Annotated in this window: 20 protein-coding genes and 1 riboswitch; of the genes, 15 read left to right on the top strand and 5 right to left on the bottom strand. The window is 40.3% G+C overall.

Features of this window, described 5'->3' with window-relative positions:
• Positions 1-47: 47 nt before the first annotated feature.
• The 5 genes from ACN6NB_RS15420 to ACN6NB_RS15400 all read left to right on the top strand — a co-directional run bounded on the left by ACN6NB_RS15420 (position 48) and on the right by ACN6NB_RS15400 (position 4,283).
• Positions 48-917: an ROK family protein gene (locus ACN6NB_RS15420; RefSeq protein WP_058838161.1), complete on the top strand. Its 870-nt coding sequence runs from the start codon at positions 48-50 to the stop codon at positions 915-917.
• Between the two features lie 69 nt (positions 918-986).
• Positions 987-1,832 carry an aldo/keto reductase gene (locus ACN6NB_RS15415; RefSeq protein WP_039181397.1) on the top strand — a complete coding sequence of 282 codons (846 nt, stop codon included), beginning with the start codon at positions 987-989 and terminating at the stop codon, positions 1,830-1,832.
• A 237-nt stretch (positions 1,833-2,069) separates the two neighbouring features.
• Positions 2,070-2,573, top strand: coding sequence for a hypothetical protein (locus ACN6NB_RS15410; RefSeq protein WP_126682312.1), 504 nt, complete (start codon positions 2,070-2,072; stop codon positions 2,571-2,573).
• Positions 2,574-2,683: 110 nt separating this feature from the next.
• Positions 2,684-3,346: an ATP-binding cassette domain-containing protein gene (locus tag ACN6NB_RS15405; protein WP_058838159.1), complete on the top strand. Its 663-nt coding sequence runs from the start codon at positions 2,684-2,686 to the stop codon at positions 3,344-3,346.
• Positions 3,321-4,283: an ABC transporter permease gene (locus ACN6NB_RS15400; RefSeq protein WP_126682311.1), complete on the top strand. Its 963-nt coding sequence runs from the start codon at positions 3,321-3,323 to the stop codon at positions 4,281-4,283. Before ACN6NB_RS15405 ends, ACN6NB_RS15400 begins: the two co-directional genes overlap by 26 nt.
• Before the next feature lie 29 nt (positions 4,284-4,312).
• Here the strand turns inward: ACN6NB_RS15400 and modB are convergent, their stop codons facing one another.
• The 4 genes from modB to ACN6NB_RS15380 all read right to left on the bottom strand — a co-directional run bounded on the left by modB (position 4,313) and on the right by ACN6NB_RS15380 (position 8,330).
• Positions 4,313-4,978 carry a molybdate ABC transporter permease subunit gene (gene modB / locus ACN6NB_RS15395; RefSeq protein WP_058838157.1) on the bottom strand — a complete coding sequence of 222 codons (666 nt, stop codon included), beginning with the start codon at positions 4,976-4,978 and terminating at the stop codon, positions 4,313-4,315.
• Complete coding sequence (gene modA, locus ACN6NB_RS15390) at positions 4,978-5,754, bottom strand: molybdate ABC transporter substrate-binding protein (RefSeq protein WP_474253423.1); 777 nt, start codon at positions 5,752-5,754, stop codon at positions 4,978-4,980. Before modA ends, modB begins: the two co-directional genes overlap by 1 nt.
• A 116-nt stretch (positions 5,755-5,870) precedes the next feature.
• The gene (locus ACN6NB_RS15385; RefSeq protein ID WP_126682309.1) at positions 5,871-7,721 is read right to left on the bottom strand and encodes an LTA synthase family protein; all 1,851 of its coding nucleotides are present in this window, start codon (positions 7,719-7,721) and stop codon (positions 5,871-5,873) included.
• A gap of 123 nt (positions 7,722-7,844) precedes the next feature.
• Positions 7,845-8,330, bottom strand: a complete 486-nt coding sequence (locus ACN6NB_RS15380) for a metal-dependent hydrolase (protein WP_047202394.1) — start codon at positions 8,328-8,330, stop codon at positions 7,845-7,847.
• A gap of 171 nt (positions 8,331-8,501) precedes the next feature.
• On the opposite strand from ACN6NB_RS15380, the gene ACN6NB_RS15375 reads away from it, so the two are divergent.
• The 3 genes from ACN6NB_RS15375 (at position 8,502) to ACN6NB_RS15365 (ending at position 11,054) form a co-directional block, all read left to right on the top strand.
• Positions 8,502-8,930: a MarR family winged helix-turn-helix transcriptional regulator gene (locus ACN6NB_RS15375; RefSeq protein WP_024423455.1), complete on the top strand. Its 429-nt coding sequence runs from the start codon at positions 8,502-8,504 to the stop codon at positions 8,928-8,930.
• An 81-nt stretch (positions 8,931-9,011) separates the two neighbouring features.
• Entirely contained in the window at positions 9,012-9,155 is a 144-nt protein-coding gene (gene sspJ / locus ACN6NB_RS15370) for a small acid-soluble spore protein SspJ (RefSeq protein ID WP_041088277.1), read from the top strand.
• Positions 9,156-9,277: 122 nt separating this feature from the next.
• A riboswitch (Lysine riboswitch) is annotated at positions 9,278-9,456 on the top strand.
• A 191-nt stretch (positions 9,457-9,647) separates the two neighbouring features.
• Positions 9,648-11,054 carry an amino acid permease gene (locus tag ACN6NB_RS15365; RefSeq protein ID WP_099663700.1) on the top strand — a complete coding sequence of 469 codons (1,407 nt, stop codon included), beginning with the start codon at positions 9,648-9,650 and terminating at the stop codon, positions 11,052-11,054.
• A 35-nt stretch (positions 11,055-11,089) separates the two neighbouring features.
• Here ACN6NB_RS15365 and ACN6NB_RS15360 read toward each other — a convergent pair whose 3' ends face one another.
• Positions 11,090-12,028: an iron-hydroxamate ABC transporter substrate-binding protein gene (locus ACN6NB_RS15360; protein ID WP_039181380.1), complete on the bottom strand. Its 939-nt coding sequence runs from the start codon at positions 12,026-12,028 to the stop codon at positions 11,090-11,092.
• 259 nt (positions 12,029-12,287) lie between these two features.
• Here ACN6NB_RS15360 and ACN6NB_RS15355 point away from each other — a divergent pair, with 259 nt between their 5' ends.
• The 7 genes from ACN6NB_RS15355 (at position 12,288) to ACN6NB_RS15325 (ending at position 20,494) form a co-directional block, all read left to right on the top strand.
• Positions 12,288-13,340, top strand: coding sequence for a FecCD family ABC transporter permease (locus ACN6NB_RS15355; RefSeq protein ID WP_039181376.1), 1,053 nt, complete (start codon positions 12,288-12,290; stop codon positions 13,338-13,340).
• Positions 13,341-14,363, top strand: coding sequence for a FecCD family ABC transporter permease (locus tag ACN6NB_RS15350; protein WP_052196534.1), 1,023 nt, complete (start codon positions 13,341-13,343; stop codon positions 14,361-14,363). It abuts the gene before it with no gap.
• A gap of 20 nt (positions 14,364-14,383) precedes the next feature.
• A complete protein-coding gene (locus ACN6NB_RS15345; protein WP_268502986.1) occupies positions 14,384-15,199 on the top strand; it encodes an ABC transporter ATP-binding protein in 816 nt (271 codons plus the stop codon).
• Positions 15,200-15,373: 174 nt separating this feature from the next.
• A complete protein-coding gene (locus ACN6NB_RS15340) occupies positions 15,374-16,096 on the top strand; it encodes a response regulator transcription factor (RefSeq protein WP_039181371.1) in 723 nt (240 codons plus the stop codon).
• 3 nt (positions 16,097-16,099) lie between these two features.
• Positions 16,100-17,854 (top strand): HAMP domain-containing sensor histidine kinase, encoded by a 1,755-nt coding sequence (locus ACN6NB_RS15335; protein ID WP_474253422.1) that lies wholly within the window; start codon positions 16,100-16,102, stop codon positions 17,852-17,854.
• 135 nt (positions 17,855-17,989) lie between these two features.
• Positions 17,990-19,426 carry a glucuronate isomerase gene (gene uxaC / locus ACN6NB_RS15330; protein WP_059375035.1) on the top strand — a complete coding sequence of 479 codons (1,437 nt, stop codon included), beginning with the start codon at positions 17,990-17,992 and terminating at the stop codon, positions 19,424-19,426.
• 57 nt (positions 19,427-19,483) lie between these two features.
• Positions 19,484-20,494, top strand: coding sequence for a LacI family DNA-binding transcriptional regulator (locus ACN6NB_RS15325; protein ID WP_059375033.1), 1,011 nt, complete (start codon positions 19,484-19,486; stop codon positions 20,492-20,494).
• The last annotated feature ends 29 nt before the right edge of the window (positions 20,495-20,523 follow it).

Genomic DNA, 20,523 nt, shown 5'->3' with positions numbered 1-20,523 from the left:
CCCATGTTTTATGATGAAGAAAGAGAACGAGCAGGGGGAGATCAATGATGGCCTATTATGGAGCAATTGAAGCTGGTGGTACAAAATTTTGTTGTGCAATCGGTAATGAGCATGGAGACATCTTAGAGGAAATGACGATTCCAACAGAGCACCCGGATCAAACAATACAAAAGCTCATTCCATTTTTCAAGCAGCATGACATTGCAGCATTAGGGGTTGGCTCCTTTGGACCCATTTGTGTTCAACAGGACGATCCTTCATACGGTTATATCATGAACACACCGAAAGTGGAGTGGAAGCAATACCCGTTCATTCCTGAGCTTGAGAAGCAATTAGGTGTCCCCGTATCTTTTACAACTGATGTCAATGCCGCAGCACTAGGTGAATTAACAAAAGGGGCAGCCAAAGGGCTAAGCAGCTGTTTGTATATCACGGTCGGTACAGGCATTGGTGCGGGGGCTGTTGTGAAAAATGAGCTTCTACACGGTCATTCACATCCTGAGATGGGGCATATCCTTGTCAGGCAGCATGAATCTGATCCATTTGCAGGTGTCTGCCCGACACATGGAAATTGCTTAGAAGGACTGGCAGCTGGACCAGCGATTGAGAAAAGGTGGGGGAAACCTGCCAAAGAGCTGACGCAGGATGAAGCGGTTTGGGCACTTGAAGCGGATTATTTAGCGCAAGCGCTTATGCAATACTCGCTCATTTTAAGCCCAGAGCGCATCATCATGGGCGGAGGTGTCATGAAGCAAAAGCAACTATTCCCACTCATTCGAGAGAAGCTAGCTGCTTATGTCAATGATTATGTAGACCTGCCGCCGCTTGATACATACATTGTCTCCCCTAAACTTGAGGACAAGGCTGGCATGACTGGTGCGCTGCTCTTAGCCATCGAAGCGAAGAGAAACGCCTGATAATAGAGTTTTGAAGCACAACATGAGATAATGAAAGAGATGGAATCTATAAAAAAGGTGGTTGTTAAAATGGTCAAAAGCTTGAATGATACCGTAACACTGAATAACGGAGTAGAAATGCCTTGGTTTGGTTTAGGTGTATTCAAAGTGGAGGACGGCAATCAAGTGGTAGATGCCGTAAAAGCAGCCATACGGAACGGATATCGCAGCATTGATACGGCAGCTGTTTATAAAAATGAGACAGGCGTAGGAAAAGCGATTAAAGAATCTGGCGTGAAACGAGAAGACTTATTCATTACGTCTAAAGTATGGAACACAGATCAAGGCTATGATAAAGCGCTTGAGGCGTTTGACGCAAGCTTAAACCGATTAGGTCTTGATTACTTAGACCTCTATTTGATTCATTGGCCTGGACCAAATGCAGATACATTTAAAGACACATGGCGCGCACTTGAGAAGCTTTATAAAGACGGGAAAGTCAGAGCCATTGGAGTCAGCAACTTCTATATTCAGCATTTAGAAGAGCTGTTAAAAGATGCTGAGGTTGTTCCAGCTGTGAACCAAGTGGAGTTTCACCCGAAACTGACACTTGTTGAACTGCGTCAATATGCAAAGGAAAAAGGCATTCAAATTGAGGCATGGTCTCCTCTGATGCAAGGGAAGCTATTAGATCATGACGTTTTGAAAGACATTGCTGCACGCTACAATAAATCTGTTGCTCAAGTTATCTTGCGCTGGGATCTGCAAAGCGGTGTCGTGACAATTCCTAAATCTATCAATGAAGAACGTATTAAACAAAATGCAGACATCTTTGACTTCGAGCTTTCTAAAGAAGACATGGAAAAAATCGATGCATTAAACAATAACGAACGTGTCGGCTCGAATCCAGAGACGATGACGGTTGGGTTTGAATAATAAAGAAATTGAATAATTATAGAACACCTTTCGATAGGCGTAGAAGTGATACACTTCCATGACTAATGAATAGGTGTTTTTTCTATGAATAAAAGACATTGAAGACATTCTATGCTACTAAGTTATCTTGAAAAACGAGAAGAATTCCTTAAATCTAGCTTAAATATCATGAAATTTATGGAACTATAATGAATTTTATGGTAAATTACTAATTGTAAATAAAAGGAGGTTTATTATATGAAAAAAGTCATACTAGGCTTGTCGTTAACTTTGGGTGCTACGATCCTACCTACGACATTTGCCGGAGCAACAAATGTTGATTTGAGTAATGAGCAAAAAGTAATTCAAGAAGATTATTCTAGTAGTACCATGTATGTACAAACAATAAAGGAAACGAATAAAGGTGAGATGTCTACAAGTGCTTCGAAAGTGTATGCGAAAAGGTTAACCACATCTAGAGGGAGCTTTATGGCGTGGTCAAAATCATATGTTGATTGGAAATATTCTTCGGGTAAAGTTAAATCGAGTTCTGGTTCTCAAGATGCGGGTTACGTCTTCCCTAACAAAGTGGTGAAAAATGGTTCTAAAAGATACTATAAGGGAGCCAATCTTCATAAATGGGCACATAAAACAACCCTTAAATTTGGAACACCTACTCCGTGGGGAGATGTTACCTTTGTGAGTAACTCTTTTACAGATCGAGTTTGGGTTAATGGAAAAGGAAAACATGGTTGGGATTAATAGTATAGATTAATAGAAAAGGCGCTACTTAAGATCTATTTACAAATCATAGTAGCGCTGTTTAAATATTATAAATAATCTCAAAAAATAGTAAGAGGAGTTTTTGGAAAATGATCCAAGTAAAAGGATTGACAAAAACATATCGACAGCAGCCTGTATTTGAAGATTTACATATTCAAATACAACATCAAAAAATAAATTTCATCATGGGGAAAAATGGATCTGGCAAAACAACTTTTATGAAATGTTTACTTCAGTTAGAACAGTATGAAGGGGAGATCTTGTATAATCATCAGCCAATTGATCAAGTAAGGAATGAAATTCAGGTAATGTACGATGATTCACCACTCTATTTGAATCTAAACGGTTATCAAAATATACGATTATTGTTAAATAGCCCTTTTGACCAAAAAAGATGTGATACACTGGCAAAGGAATATCTACCACATGAGATCCTCAAGAAGAAGGTCAAACATTACTCTTATGGCCAAAAAAAGAAATTAAGTTTCATATTGATTGCATTAACAAAACCAACTTATTTGTTCTTAGATGAGATATCAAATGGTTTAGATTATGGAACAATGATGGAATTAAAAGCAATGATTAAGAAGTGGTCTAAAGACATGACCATTATAGCTACAGGTCATCAGTTTGAATTTTATTCATCAATTGTTGATGAATTGTTTATTTTAAAAGACAAATCAATGATTCAAATCCATGACTTTCAGGAAAAAGGAGAGGATTTGGGTGACATTTATCAAGCATATCTTTAAGTTAGTGAAAAAAGAGTTTTTATATCAATATTATGCTAAAACATTTCTTATCTTGTTTATTCCATTGATGCTGATTTCGTTATGGAATGTATATTCTCAATATGAAACGACAAAATCAAACTATGCCCAATATGTAAAAACAGAAAGTGAATATAAGGAGCTAGGTATTGATATAAAAAAGGCTTTGACGATGCCAGTTAACATAGAAGAAGGAGAATTATCAGGTGCTGAAGGAGAAGTCGTAGAAAATGTCTTAAAATATGATTACGAGAAGTTTATTCAATCACTTCATTTGATGGAGCCAACTCAAGCCATTTCAACTAATTTAGAATGGATGGGTTTTATCTTTTATCCACTTGTATTTGGTTTATATGCGATCTATTTAGCGACATATGATGTGAAATATAAAACGATGAAAATTAAAGCGGTTCAATATCGGTGGAACGATATTATGTTTTCAAAGCAACTGTCTCTTTATGTAATCATTCTATGTTTAATTCCTATTCTTTCTCTTATTTCATACATGGCTAGTCATATCTTTTATTATGTCATATCAAAAGATATATCTGTTCAATTGTTTACATATAAAGATAGTACCGAACATTCTATACTGCTTCAATTAATGTTTGTTGTATGTACAAGCTGGTTATTTAGTACACTTGTTTTTTATTTAGGTAGTATATGTCGAAGTTTTATTTTATCTTTGGTTATCTATATGGTCTATTTTTTATTGATCCCTAACTTAGGTGCATTTGATTTAAAAAATATGATTGCCAACTTAGCTTTGCACCTGTTTTCTTTTAAAGGGAACTATCAATTATTTATGCCTATTTCCATGAATATAACCACAATTCTGATCTGCATTTCATTGCTTATCTGTTTGTCGTCCTTGCTGACTTATACTATAGCAAAACGGCAAAGTAAATATGTAGTATAAATCCCCCTATTCTCACATAGAGGGATTTTTTACGTACTGCTTCGGCGTACAGCCAACAGCATGATAAAAGATAGAATCACAATACAAATCGTCCAAGCCCAAGCAAGCTCCATTCGTCCGGAATCAATCGCCACATAGATAGCGGTTGGGAGTGTTTGCGTTTTTCCTGGGATGTTGCCGGCAAACATTAAGGTCGCCCCAAATTCTCCAAGGGCTCTTGCAAAGCTGAGGATGCTGCCTGATAAGAGGGAAGGCAGGGCAAGTGGTACTGTAATATAGGCGAAGACTTGGAATGAATGAGCACCATCTACTTTTGCAGCCCCTTCAATGTCTGACTCAATCGTAGAAAATCCAGCCTTTGCAGATTGATACATAAGCGGGAATGCCACAACTGTTGATGCAATAACTGCCGCCCACCAAGTGAAAATGACCGGCTGGTGAAAGATCCATTCAATCGCGCCCCCGATCATGCTATGCCTTCCGAATATGACGAGCAATAAAAAACCTACAACCGTTGGCGGAAGGACAAGCGGCATCATCAAGAGCGTTTCTACGATCATTTTTCCCTTAAATGATGTTCGCGCCATCCAATAGCCAATCAATGTACCAAAAACAGTTGCCAGCAGCCCGCTTACAACGGCAACCTGCACGGACAGCCAAATGGGAGATAGGAATTCTTCAGTCATCATAGGCATTAATTCACTTGAAAGCCGTACTTTTTAAAAATTGATTTGGCTGTTTCTGATTGAAGAAATTGAAAAAAGGACTTGGCTTCCTCTATATGTTCTGTCCCTTTGACGATTCCTACTGGATAAATGATCGGGGAATGCATGTCCTGATTGGCTTCATCCGCAATTTTTACTTTTTTGGAAACGAGGGCATCTGTCTTATACACAACACCAGCCTCCACATTTCCTGTTTCTACGTAGCTTAAAACTTGCCGCACATCCTTGCCGTACACAGCGTTCTTTTTCACTTGATCCCAGATGTTCAGCTTTGTGAAAATCTCTTTGCCGTATGTACCAGCAGGAACGGATTCTGGTGTGCCAAGAGCAATCTTCCCTTTTATGTGCTGGGCGTCTTGAAAGCTTTTAATAGAGGAAGAATGATCATTTGGCACAATGAGTACAAGCTCATTTTGGATGGCATCCTTGATAAAATGTTGATCGATATCTCCAGATTGCACAAGCTCATCAAAGGGCGCTTCAGCTGCTGAGAAAAAGAGATCTGCTTTTGCCCCTTGTGCGATTTGCTGCTTCAATGCGCCGGATGACCCGAAATTATTTGTTAATGTCACATTCGGATGCTCATCATTAAAGGCGGATTCGATTTCCTTTAGTGCATCTTGAAGACTTGCCGCTGCTGAAATGACAAGCTCTGTTTTTTTGCTTGTATCCGATGACTTCATCTCTGTTTGACACCCGCTCAGGAGCAAGCAGATGGCGATGATGGGGAAGAACGCATACTTCATGTTCACACCTCTTATTATTCAATATCATATGTATCCTATATTATAAGCAAACTTATTTGACCATTCATAGGCTTTCAGTAAAAAGAGAAAAGAAAAAGCCGCCAGATGGCGACTTTTTAATGCTGATAAAAACGCAGCAAATTCCCATTGATCACTTTGTCTGATAAGGAAAGTTCTTTATTGGCTTTTTCGATATAAGGCTGACACACCTCATCCTGTTCAACAGGTTCTTTTGTTTTTTGATCATAGCAGGTGTTCTTTGTATAGAGATAATCATCTGTAATAAAGTTCCCGTTTCTCAAAACAGCAAAAGGCGTCCGTTCGTTTGAAAATAAGTCATTGCCAAATTGAATGGCATCCTTCGTTTCAATACCGAGTAAGTGCAGGAGTGTCGGTTTCACGTCGATTTGCCCAGCTGTTTCAGAAATTGTCTGCGGTGCTTGATCTGTGACCCCCGGAATGTAAATTAAAAAGGGCACCCGCTGCAATTTCACAGCATCAAACGGTGTGATTTCATCTTTTTTGAGCAGCTCTGCCATTGCCTGATGATGTGCCTCGGAGATACCATAGTGATCCCCCATGAGGACAAACATTGTATTTTCATACAGTCCTTCTTCTTTCATGCGGTCAAAAAATGTCTTAATGGCTTCATCCTGATAGCGGACGGTCGTCACATAGCGGTTTAAAATGGCGCTGGACGAATCATATTCATCAATCAATTGATCCTTTGGATCGATTTCAAATGGAAAGTGATTGGTCAAGGTAATAAACGTGCTGTAATAAGGCGCCTTCAACTTTTTTAAATAATCAATGGATTGGTCAAAGAAGTCAATATCCTTTAAGCCCCAGCCAGTTGAATTCTGTTCATTGACCTGATACGAATCGACATCATAAAAGCGGTCAATCCCAAACGACTCATACATCACATCACGATTCCAAAACGTTTTATTATTCGCATGAAATTGGACGGATTGATAGTTCTCTTTTTTCAACTGCTTGTATAACGTGTCGTATTCGTTGTCACTCGCTGTGAAAAAGACAGCGCCGCTGCTAGATGGGTAGAGGGAATTTGCGACAATAAACTCTGAATCCGATGTCTTTCCTTGCTCAGTCTGCTGATAAAATTCATCAAAATAAAAACTCTTTTTAGCAAGTTGATTTAAAAAGGGGGTGATGTATTGTCCATTCACCTTTTGATCAACGACAAATTGCTGTGTTGATTCTAGTGAAATGAACACAACGTTCCTGCCTTTAGCAAGTCCAAAGTACTCTTCGTTTGGTGCACTGTAATCAGCCTTTGTGTAGTTTGCTACGGTTGAAAGTGTATCTTCATCTGCAAAGGCTTTTTGTCCAATACGCGCTGTTTGGGCAGCGCCGTCATACAGGTGGAACTGGAACAGCCCAAGGTTTCGTACAATCACTTCTCGATCATAAGAGCTTGTCAGAAAGCGAGGGTGATCCATCATGGCTGAACTGACATGAAACAATAGAAAGCTGCAGCACACCGCATAATATGTTTTGATCGTTTTAAAGGAGGCTTTTGGCGCTAAAGGTTTGCGCTTTAACAGCCACGCCAGCACCACGAAATCAATGAGCATCAGTAAAAACAGCGGGTGGAACAATTCTGTCATACTGCTGCCCATATCTCCCATGTTTTTCGCTTGAAATAAGACAGGGATTGTAATGAAATCAATATAAAATCCATAAAAGATCGTATTCGATATGAGAATCGCCGTCAAAATCAAATTTGCGGTTAATAAAAATACTTTTTGTTTCGTTTCATTTAAAAAAAGAGCAATCCCAAACAAAGGGAGCAAAAAGCTAAGTGGATTGATCAAAAGCAGCCATTCATGAAACAGATTGGCCGTTCGTATGTGAAATCCGAATTGATAAATGATGTATGTTTTCATCCACATGAAGAGGATGGAGTACACTAAAAACCAGTGATTTTTGAAAAACGCTTTCATTTATGTAGCTCCTCACCATTCTGTATTCAGCTGCAAGGCAAAAACACTTATCTTAAACCTACTAAAAAAATGAGGAATGATCAATTCATATCCTGTGTTTTTCGGAAAACTCTTTCTGATTCATTAGAATGGGATGGAGATGCCGCAGAGGACAGCGATGTAATAGCAGGTAACGACGGTGAGAGCAGCTAGTACGACTTGTTCTCCTGTGCTGCCTGTTTTGACATAGAAGGGAAGACGCACTTTAATGGAAGCCGGAAATAAAAATTTAATCCCATTCACTGTTCCTGCATCCAGAATGAGATGGCTTGCCATCCCGACTAGTAAACCGATACTTAGGCTGTCATTTGGAATGTATGTTGTTGCTAGAAAATAAATGATCAGCAAAAATAATAAACTGTGTGTAAATGTGCGATGACCGAACACACTGCTGATCAGTGTCGAGAGCAGCGGGAATTTTCTGCCGATTTTACTTTTTGTATGGCAAAGATCAGGGATCAGAGCACCTGCTGATCCAGCAGCAGCCATCGTCACTGGGTCGAATCCATAATAGTAGGCAACGGCTGTGGAGGCGGCAATTCCGCCCATGATGTGTGTTTTTCCTGTCATGATGCGTACTCCTGTTCTATCTTTAGTTCAAGTACTCACTATATCAAGGGTAGATTCATTCAGCAAGGCTTATTTCTAAAGAAAAAGAGGCCAAAAGGGTTGGCTGAATGGAAAAACATTCTATAATAAGGGGGAAGTCATGTTGATACTAACGATAAGGATGCGATTCGGATGGGTAATGCAGACATTTTAAAAGAAATTGTTCTTGTACATTATGAAGTCAGCCGTAAATTAAACCGCAAGTTACTTGAGTTAGAGAAAGACATCACGCCCCCACAGATATATGCTCTTTCTATTTTGATACAAGGCAAAGTATCACATGCCGAAGAGCTGAAGCAAAGACTCTCTTTAAACCCTGGTGCAGCCTCTATTGCACTCAATAAATTATGTGAGCAGGGTTATATTCAAAGAGAACGGGACAAGGACGATTCGTCACTTGTCCGTTTAGAAGTCACGGAAAAAGGGATGGCCATTTATGAAAAGCATACTCGTCTTTTCGGAAAGGTGATTCAGCATATGATGTCAGACTTCACAAAGGATGATTTAAAAACCTTTCTGTCGTACTTGCAAAAAATGAGGCAGACCTTTCATGATGATTGAGCCTCTTCCCTTGTATAATGCTGAGCGCTGTAGCACAAATTAAACAGGCAACCGCATTATATGAAAAGGGAGGAAACAGCGATGTCATTTTTCCAAAAGGATAAAAAAGCGAAAAGTGAGAAAAACCATCAGCAGGTAGATCAGCTGTTAGAGGAAGCAAGTAAAGAGCTAGCAGGCGATCCGCTTCAGGAAGCTGTACAAAAGAAGAAAAACAACGATCAATAAGCAAGGTATAGGGCAGAGAAACAGTTCTCTGCCTTTTTTCTATGTTTTTACCTTTGACAGATGTGAGAATGTTTGATAACCTTCGTGTAGTAAAAATGAATAGAAATCCTCACGCTATGTCTCAGTGAGGTAGAGGTTGCGCGGATGATGAGTCACTCATAGGAGAGATGGAATCGTAGATCATGAGAAAAAAGGCATCAGCGCCGAAGTGTAGAGAGAGCTCCAACTTTCTTTATGCTGGGTCTGCATTGAATAAATGCAGGACTGCCACGTCTTTGAAGCGTGGAGGGCTATCCGGAGATCAAGGTGTATGTTTTGAAAAGCATGGACTTTTGTTCAGGCTTTTTTTTATGTTCTGAGTCACAAAAATAAGGGTATGCTGTTAAAAAGTAATCCATTATGAACATAAAGAATGCAAGTCATTGCTTCACAAATATATCAATGAAGATACTGCCGGGTCTGGTCCAAAGTGAATAAAACGGAGGTACGGAAATGGAACAGACAAAAAAATGGGGTTTTTGGTTATTGACGGCTTTTGTCGTCGGAAATATGGTAGGTTCAGGCATCTTTATGCTGCCAAGTACGCTTGCCCAGCACGCAAGTCCTTTAGGTGTGACGATGGCATGGCTTGTCACAGGCGGCGGTGTGCTGATGATTGCGCTTGTATTTGGGCATTTGTCCATTCATAAGCCGCAGCTGACAGCTGGACCACAAAGTTATGCAAGGGCGCTTTTTAAAGATCCGAAAAAAGGGAAAGCAGCTGGATTTACAATGGTGTGGGGATATTGGGTGGCAAGTTGGATTAGTAATGTCGCAATTATTACAAGTCTTGCTGGTTATTTAACGACTTTTTTCCCGGTTCTCACAGTGAAGACTGAAGTTTTTACCTTTGGAAAAGAAGCGGTCACGCTTGGTCAGCTCATGACGTTTATCGTATGTACCCTTCTTCTATGGGGAACACATACCATTTTAATTACAAGCTTAAGTGCTGCAAGTAAATTGAATTTTATTACGACCTTTTCAAAGGTGCTTGGATTCGTCCTTTTTATTGTTGCGGGATTATTTGCATTTCAAACGGCATTATTTGAACATTACTACTTCCCGGTTGAAACAGGCAGCGAAGGAGTGCTTGGCCTTGGAGGTCAAATTCATCATGCGGCTATTTCCACACTATGGGCATTTATTGGAATTGAATCAGCTGTCATTTTATCAGGAAGAGCATCCTCACAGCGTGATGTGAAACGTGCGACCATTACAGGTCTTTTAATCGCACTATCGATCTACATGATTATCACATTGATTACGATGGGCGTTCTGCCGCACGATCAATTGCAAGGCTCTGACAAACCATTTGTAGACGTGCTTCAGCTTATAATTGGGCCAGCTGGCGGAATTGTCATGGCTCTGCTGGCGATTATTTGCTTGTTTGGTTCGATGCTTGGGTGGATTTTACTTGGTTCAGAAGTACCGTATCAAGCAGCAAAGGCTGGTGATTTTCCAGCAGTATTTGCAAAAACAAACAAAAAAGGAAGCCCTGCTTTCGCTTTGACTGTTACAAATATTATGTCACAGCTGTTTATCTTCTCTGTGATGTCACGTACGATTAATGAAGCTTTTACCTTTTTAACTACATCAGCGACACTTGCGTATCTTATTCCGTATATTGTGTCTTCCATCTACAGCTTTAAGGTCATTATGCAAGGTGACACGTATGAGCTTCAAAAAGGAAATCGAACGAGAGACGGCATCATTGCACTTGTTGCCATGGGGTATTCAGCTTGGGTCATTATTTCAGGAACAGCCGACTTGAAAACTTTTGGTCTTGGAATCGGTCTATTCTTAGTAGGTATTTTGCTTTATCCATTCATGTCAAAAGGATTTGCCAAAGGAACGGTATAAGGAAGACGTTTCTCCATCTCTGGAGAAACGTTTTTTTATGATGCAGATGTCAATCGATCCACAATAAACTCTAGCTGACCTTCTAGTGACACTGGGTCATTAAAGAAGAAACCGACTGGATCTATTTCGAATACATGTTTATTTTTGACGGCAGGAAGTGATGTCCAAATGCTGCTTTGATACACTTGGTCACCTTTACTTTTTGAGCCGCTCCATGGACCTGTGAAAATATAGTCGCCTGCGAATTCTGGCAACTTCTCAAGAGAAATATTCGCATAGCCAACACCGCTGTCGATCGCTTCTTTTTTGACAGCCTTCGGTGCTTTTAATTTCAGCTCGTCATAAATGATTTCGCCCCCGCGGGCAAAGGTGTTTCCGAAGATATAAATGCCTTTATCAAATGGCGATACGATCGAGACCGTTTTGCTGCCAACAGCTTTGGTTACCTTTGGTTTCACCTCAGCAATTTTGGTATCCCATTTTGTGATCCATTCTGTTGCTTTTTTTGGTGTACCTGTCATTTTACCGAATTCTTTTAGCTGGTCTTTGAAAGAATATTGATTGTATTTTACCGCTACAGTTGGGGCGATTTTTTTGTATTGATCAAACTTCTCATCTTCCCCCCAAGCAATAATCATATCTGGCTTCGAAGCGGCTACTTTTTCGACCGATGGGGTCCTTCCGAGATTTTCCACTCCATCTGTTTTCCCTTTATAAAAAGGGTTTTTAAAGATGGGTGATGTTGTAGCAACCGGAGTTTTGCCGAGTGTGACGAGGTCCCCGTAATAGCTTTCTGCAAGAAGCACTATTCGTTTCGGATTTTTCGGAAGCTTCACTTCACCTTTTGCATCCTGATATGTCATCATGTCATTCTTTTTCGCTGCAGATTGTTTATTTGAAGTGCTGCCGCAAGCGGCTGTAAAGATCATAAGAATCGATAAAGAAATCAAAAGAAATCCAGTTCGTTTTTTCACAAAAGTTCTCTCCTATTCATTTTTCCTTGATAATGATTCTCAATTTCATTTTTTATCGTAACATGATAGGAACAAAAATGCATTGGCTAATTTAGGCCTAAAGAAAAATGATGAAATTCTCACAGTTTTTTGATGAAAATAAAGAAATTTATCAGAACAATGATTTCAAAAAGAAAAGAAAGTGATATACTAGACTTCGAGATTGATAATCATTATCACTAATAAAGAATAAACATGAACGGAAAGGAAGAGACTGGTTTTGGGCTCACAATCGAATAAACAGCTGCCAGCCAGCGATGATACGATCGATATTGTCACGAAGCCTTTTGGAACAGCAGCTGTTATCATCATAGGAATCATCGCTTTATCATTTGGTCTTTTTTTATCGGTATCATTAGGAGCGGCAAACATTCATCTACAGACTGTATGGGAAGCCGTTTTTCATTTTGATCCACAAGAAACTTCACATCAAATCATTCGGGAATTGAGGCTGCCGCGCACAGTTGGAGCCGCGCTCGTCGGTGCCTTTTTAGCCGTATCAGGTGCCATTATGCAAGGAATGACAAGAAATGCGCTGGCGTCACCGGAGATTATGGGTGTGACAAATGGCTCCGCATTTGCGATTGCCATTGCATTAGCATTTTTCCCTGGCCAATCTTCTTTCACATTAATTCTTTGGTCATTTGTTGGAGCCGCACTCGGTGCCTCTATTGTATTTGGTGTCGGTACTATGTCAAAAGGGGGACTGACTCCGGTTAAACTCGCACTAGCTGGTACAGCGGTTGGAGCACTTTTGAGCTCAATTTCTTCAGCCATTGCCATTCGTTTTGACGTCGCTCAAGATATGAGCTTTTGGTATGCTGGCGGAGTGGCAGGTGTGAATTGGAGCAACATTCATATCATCATTCCAGTTGCCATTGCAGGACTAATCATTGCAATGATCCTTGCCCGTTCGATCACGGTTCTGAGCTTAGGTGAAGAATTGGCGAAAGGACTTGGACAGTATACGAAAACGGTCAAGGTGCTTGGCGTATTGGTTGTTATTCTTTTAACGGGTGCTGCCGTGTCGGTAGCGGGCTCTATTGGTTTTATCGGGCTTGTGATCCCTCATGTCACTCGATTCTTGGTTGGAGTGGACTACCGCTGGATTATCCCATGCTCCGCTATTTTAGGGGCCACTTTGTTAATTTATGCAGACATTGCTGCGAGGCTGGTCAACGCTCCGTTTGAAACGCCAGTCGGTGCCATCACGGCGATTATAGGCGTTCCTTTCTTCTTATATTTAGCTAGACGTGAAAGGAGCGGAATCTAAATGGAAATGGTGCAGCAAGCAAAGAAAAAGAAATATCAACGAACGATGCTCATGATCTTTTTCGCGATCGTAGCTGTGTTCCTTATTAGTTTAAATACCGGAGAAATTCGGATCTCTCCGATGGATACATTGAAAACACTTTTTGGATTCGGAAGTGAGATGGATGAGCTCGTATTATTCGAATTCCGACTTCCAAGAATGGTCATCGCTTTACTTGTCGGTGCTTCTATCGCTGTATCAGGCGCGATTTGGCAAGGCGTTTCTCAAAATGGTTTAGCTGACCCAGGTATTCTCGGCGTCAATGCCGGCGCTGGCTTTGCCGTTGTGCTATTTATCTTTGCATTTCAAGGCACGATGACGAATTTAGGTGATTTCACGATTTTTGTACTGCCGCTTTTCGCGTTCGTAGGTGCAGCCTTTGCTGCATTTCTCATCTATGTGTTAGCGTGGAAAAAAGGCATCACACCTGTTCGATTGATTTTAACTGGTATTGGTGTGAATGCTGCGTTTTCAGCAGCGATTGTGGTCATTCAATTGAAAATGAGCCCAAATGATTTTAACCAAGCCATCGTGTGGTTATCTGGAAGTATTTATGGCTCAAGCTGGACGTATGTCCTGTCTGTTCTACCATGGATGGTGATTTTCCTTATATTCGCGATTGTCAGATCACGCTATTTAAATATCATGAATTTGGGTGATCAGCTGTCCTATGGATTGGGTATTTCAGTTCATAAAGAAAGAAGCTTGTTCATGCTGATTGCCGTTGCATTAGCTGGTGCGAGTGTTGCTGTTGCAGGGAGTATTTCTTTCCTAGGGTTAGCCGCACCGCACTTGGCGAGAAAGCTTGTTGGGCCAAAGCATCAAGGAATGATACCGGCCTCCGCGTTAATTGGGGCGCTGTTATTATTATTGGCGGATACACTTGGCCGCGTCATACTTGCACCATCAGAAGTGCCAGTTGGCCTTGTCGTTTCTGCTTTAGGCGCACCTTACTTCATTTACTTATTGATGAAATCGAACTAATGAGGAAGGAGAGACAACATATGAAATCGCTCGAAACAGAAAAGCTTTGTATCGGTTATCAAGACCGTTTGATTGTAGAAGATTTGAATGTCAGTATCCCAAAAGGCAAGGTGACAACACTGATTGGACCGAATGGCTGCGGGAAATCAACCATTTTAAAAACGATGTCTCGTATTATGAAGGCCAATCGAGGAGCTGTTTATTTAAATGGCCAGGCTATCCATGAGACGCCGACAAAAGAAATTTCAAAACAAATGGCGATCTTACCGCAAACACCCGAAGCACCTAGTGGACTGACAGTGTATGAGCTTGTGTCATATGGACGTTTCCCACATCAAAATGGGTTTGGTCGCTTATCAAATGAAGATAAACGAATCATCAGATGGGCACTTGAGGAAACGGGAATGATCGCTTTTCATGATCGACCAATTGAAGCACTTTCCGGCGGACAGCGCCAGCGAGTATGGATTGCGATGGCACTTGCCCAGGAAACAGAGCTGCTCCTATTGGATGAACCTACGACGTATTTGGATCTTGCACATCAGCTCGAGATTCTTCAGCTGTTAGAACGCTTAAATAGAGAGCAGGGGCGAACTGTGTTGATGGTCATCCATGATTTGAATCATGCGGCGCGTTTTTCACATTACATGATTGCCCTCAATCAAGGGAAAGTCATAAAAGACGGTACGCCTCATGAGGTCATGACCAAAGAGGTACTCAGTCAGGTATTCCATATTGATGCAGAAATTGTGCTTGATCCTAGAACGAATAAGCCGATTTGTTTAACATATGATTTAATGAATCATGAACGAAAGCTAGAAGCTGTAAATGTATAATAGATGTAAAGGAACTCGGTGCAGATGCCGGGTTTTTTTGCGTGTTTGAAACTTCCTAGTGCTACTATTTTTTCCAGTTGATTTTTTTCGCTTTTATGCAGAAAAGAGGTACTTTTTTACTTTAGACAATGGTAATATACGGTTAGAGATCATAGCTAGAAAGGAAAGAGATGCGTGGAAACAGCAAAAATATTGATTGCAGATGACGAAGAAGCAATTGTGAAAATGGTTGAACGCGTATTAAAAAAAGAAGGATTCAAGCATATTTATAAAGCCTACCATGCAGATGAAGCATTAGATGTTGTCAAAAACGAGGACATCCACCTCTTACTTCTAGATGTGATGATGCCCGGTAAATCTGGCTTTGACGTTCTGCCTGAAATCAGAAAAGTAACGAAAGCGCCTATTTTTTATTTAACTGCAAGAACGTCTGATGTCGATAAACTGACGGGCTTTGCGCAGGGGGCAGACGATTATATCACGAAGCCATTTAATCCGCTTGAGCTAGTGGCTAGAATTAAGGCTCATCTAAACCGAACATATATCTCCTTACAGGAGGAACAAGAAGACACTCAAAGCCAATATCAATATGCCCATTTCTCCTATCATCCTCATGCAGCCGAATTGAAAGTAAGAGGAGAGGTGACGGCATGCTCTGCTCAGCTTCTTTCTTTGCTGAAGTACTTTTGTGATCATCCGAATGTGGTTCTTTCAAAAGATCAAATTTATGAGAAAGTATGGGGCGTCCCGTCATATGGTGATAACAACACTGTCATGGTTCATATTCGAAAGTTGAGAGAAAAGATCGAGTTAGATCCGAGTCAGCCCGAATATATTGTGACGATCCGTGGTATGGGATATAAATTTATACCACACCCTGCAAAGGTTCTTCAATAGTTTATGAATTTACGAGCAAAACTTTTCTTTCACTTTGTCGGACAAATGTTTATTGTCATTGCCATTTTGATGATTGGGAATACGTTCTCTGATAACTTATATTATAAAAAATACTATGAGAACATGGCTGAAACCGGTTTAACAAAAGCTGATGGAGATACACTCATGAGCTGGCTTTATTTTAACGAGGATGGAAAAATGGAAGCCGACGATCAGCTCAAGCAAGCAGTGAAAAAACGAGACGGCTGGCTACAAGTAATCGATTCGAAAAAGAAAAACGTTTATAGTTATCATCGCCCTAAAACCATTCCAACATCCTATCAAAAGGATGAAATGATCAAGATTTTTGAAAAGAGACAATTTAAAGATTATAAGATGTACTTCTGGCCAATTGAGATTGATCAAAAAAGCTTTATCGTGTTATATGGGTTCAAAACGAACAGCACAAAAGTAGCCAATTATCTGAAGCAGCACGAGAAGAATTTGGCTGCACTATCTCAATATTCGGTTGAAACAAAAGAATTCTTGAAGAGAATGAATGGATCGGTGCATTTGTTCAATGACGAAGGAAAATATTTAAAAGGCATTCGAGCCAACACCGATTTGAAACATAACGTAACAGATGTTGAACTGCTCAAGTATCAATCGAAACCTTGGGAGTTTAGAAGTGATCTGTCTTATATGAAAGTGAATAAAAACCTGTATATTATTGTTTCTGTACCAAATAAAGTATACAGCCCAGACGAACTTTACGATAAAGAGACAGACGCTTTAAATCAATATACAACTATCTTAAATGCAGGTCTTGCACTCACCATTATTATTATTATGACATTATGGTATTCGTACCGCTATGGGCTGCCAATTTATCACATTATTCGCTGGCTGATTTTCTTATCAAAAAATAAATTGCAGGAACCAACAAATAGAAAGGGAATTCCATTCAGTAAAAATAAAAAAGGCCGTATTAAGCGGGAATACCGATTATTTGAGGATATCCTAAAAACAATGGATCAGCTCACGCTTACATTAAAAGAGAATGAAGCAAACCGAAGAAAAATTCAAACCACAAGGGAAGAATGGATTGCAGGATTGTCTCATGATTTGAAAACGCCTCTAAGTACGATTTACGGCTATGGACTCATGCTTGAATCCGATCAATATCAATGGTCCAAAGAAGAAGTCATGGAAATGGGACAGGTGATTCGTGAGAAATCAGAATACATGTCGACACTGATTGAGGATTTAAACCTCACGTACCGATTGAAGAATGGTGCCCTGCCTATTAATCGTAAACCGGTTGAACTCAGTGAATTTTTAGCTTCCATTATGGATGAGTTCTCAAGAAGCTCCTCATCTGAGGATTATCCATCCTCCTTTGAAGATCAAACAGATGGTGTCATATTTGAGATCGATAAAGCCTGGTTCAGACGAGTGATTGAGAACCTGCTGGCGAATGCAGTGAAGCATAACGAAAAAGGCACTCATATTACAGCTGTTTTATCTGAAACAGATGAAGAAGTTCGGATCGAAATGAAAGACAATGGCCGCGGAATGGCACAGGAAACGGTGGATCACCTATTTAACCGCTACTACAGAGGGACAAATACAAATGATCCAACGAACGGAACTGGTCTCGGGCTTGCGATAGCAAAAGAGCTCGTCTTGCTGCATGACGGTGATATTCAAGTTGAAAGTGAACTAGGCTCTGGAACAACTATTGCGATTATCCTAAAAAAATCATCACCTGTAAAATAGCAAAAAAACGATTTTCTTTTCTAAAGGAGATCGTTTTTTCCTGTTTTAGGATTGAAATCAATTTTGTAAACGATTACAATGAAATTGTTAACGTGAACAAATCATTTTTATTTATAAGAGAGATGGGGGAGTTTGATGAAAGCCTTTTTAGATGATCAGTTTTTACTCAACAGTCAAACGGCGGAAAAGCTATACCATGAGTTTGCTAAGGACCTTCCAATTATAGATTACCATTGTCATTTAAGCCCCAAAGAAATCTATGAAAATAAAACCTTCCATAATATCACCGAAGCATGGCTTTACGGAGATCATTACAAATGGCGTGCCATGAGAGCAAACGGCATACCAGAATCACACGTCACAGGGGATGCCTCAGACTATGAGAAATTTCTGGCGTGGGCGAAGACTGTTCCCATGACCCTTGGAAACCCGCTCTATCACTGGACTCATTTAGAACTGAGACGATATTTTGGAGTTGAGGAACTTTTAAACGAAAAAACCGCACACATCATCTGGCAAAAAGTAAATGAAAAGCTGCAAGGAGAGGGTTTTGGTGCAAGAGACTTCATTGTGAAATCGAACGTTGAAACAGTCGTGACGACAGATGATCCAGTCGATTCGCTTTGCTATCATCAAAAACTGCGGGAAGAAGGATTCACTGTGCAAGTGCTGCCCGGATTTCGGCCTGATAAGGCCCTTGATATAACAAATCACCTATTTACAGCGTATGTTCACGAACTGGCAGAGGCTTCATCTACTCCAATCCAATCCTATCAAGACTTTTTAACAGCACTCCGTGCAAGAATTGATTTTTTCCATGAACAGGGCTGCCTGATCTCAGATCATGCCATTAACGAAATGACGTTTGAAGAAACGACGGAAGAAGAAGTGGAAACCATCTTTCATAAAAGAATGTCTGGGCATGCATTGACGGAAAAAGAGAAGACTAAATTTAAAACACAAACATTCATTAAGCTTGGTCAGGCTTACTATGAGCGGGGCTGGGCGATGCAGCTTCATATCAATGCGCTTAGGAACAACAATACGAAAATGTTTGAGCGGCTTGGGCCAGATACAGGGTATGATGCGATGAATGATGCAGACATTGCCAAGCCGCTTTGCCGAATATTGGATCGTTTAGAACAAGAACAGGCACTGCCAAAAACCATTTTATATTCCTTGAATCCAAGGGATAATGTTGTGATTTCCACATTGGCTGGAAGCTTTCAAGACGGAACGGCACCTGGGAAGATTCAGCACGGTACAGCTTGGTGGTTTAATGATACGAAACAAGGGATGACAGAGCAGATGATGGCTCTATCCAGTATTGGACTGATCAGCCGTTTCATTGGGATGCTGACAGATTCAAGAAGCTTTTTGTCGTATACAAGGCATGAATATTTTCGAAGACTGCTTTGCGATATCATCGGAGATTGGGTAGAAAAAGGGGAAGCTCCATATGATCTTGATCTGTTAGGGGGAATCGTGAAAGGAATCAGCTATGAAAATGCCAGACAGTATTTCCAATTTGACCGGACGAAGCAGCTCCAGCATCCGAACAAAATGACATGAAGAAAATGAAAGCGATTTTATGATAAGATGGTAAAAAATCATAAAAGGCGGAATAGCATGACAGTCACAATTAAAGACATAGCAAAATTGGCAAACGTCTCTCATACCACGGTATCAAGGGCTTTGAATAACAGTCCTTTTATTAAAGAGAAGACAAAACAAAAGATTTTGTCGATTGCAAAACAGCTGAATTATTCACCGAATGTCCATGCGAGAGGCCTTGTATCACAAAAATCATTTACAATCGGTCTGTTTTTTACGAGTTTAACAGAGGGTACATCTTCAAGCTTCTTTGTGGATGCGTTAAAAGGTGTCAATAGCGTCATGACAGAGTATTATAATCTCTTTGTCAGAGGAATTGATGACTTTCACGATTATACAACCATTCATAAACAACGCTATGATGGCATTTTGCTCATGAGTCAAAGCGAGCACGATGAGGCGTTTATCCATCATGTGAAGAAACAGGGCATTCCCATCATTGTGCTGAATCGCCGTGTAGAAAGTCATGAAGTCATGAATATATTAGCAGATGATAGTCAAGGAGCTTACCAGGCTGCACACCATTTCATTCAGCAAGGTCATGAACAAATCGCCATCATTGAAGGGAAAGAAGGCTTTAAATCAACTCAAGAAAGAACAGCTGGTTTCCTGCAAGCGTTAATTGATCACCAAATGCCTATGAAGAAAGAATATATGATGAAAGGCGATTATCACATGAAAAGCGGCTATGAATCAATGGAATCGCTGCTGGCCCTTGATGAACCGCCAACAGCGCTCTTTTGCTCAAATGATGACATGGCGATCGGTGCAATGAATGCTTTATTTGCAAAAGGCAAAACGTGTCCAAATGATATTTCTATTATCGGTTTTGATGATATTGCATTTTCATCCTATACCACACCTGCATTGACAACGGTGAAAAAGCCGATTGAAAAAATGTGTGCACTTGGAGCAGAAGCTATCCTTTCAGTAATAAACGGTGAAGAGCAAGAAGAAGATCATATGGAAAAAGTGTATGTTCACACAGAGCTGATGATCAGAGATTCAGTTAAAAAGGTGCAGTAATCAGCACCTTTTCAGAAAAATGTTCACGT

The sequence above is a fragment of the Bacillus sp. 11B20 genome (assembly GCF_056098985.1).
Note: the sequence above shows the minus strand (reverse complement) of the source record. Positions and strands in the feature narration are given on the sequence as shown.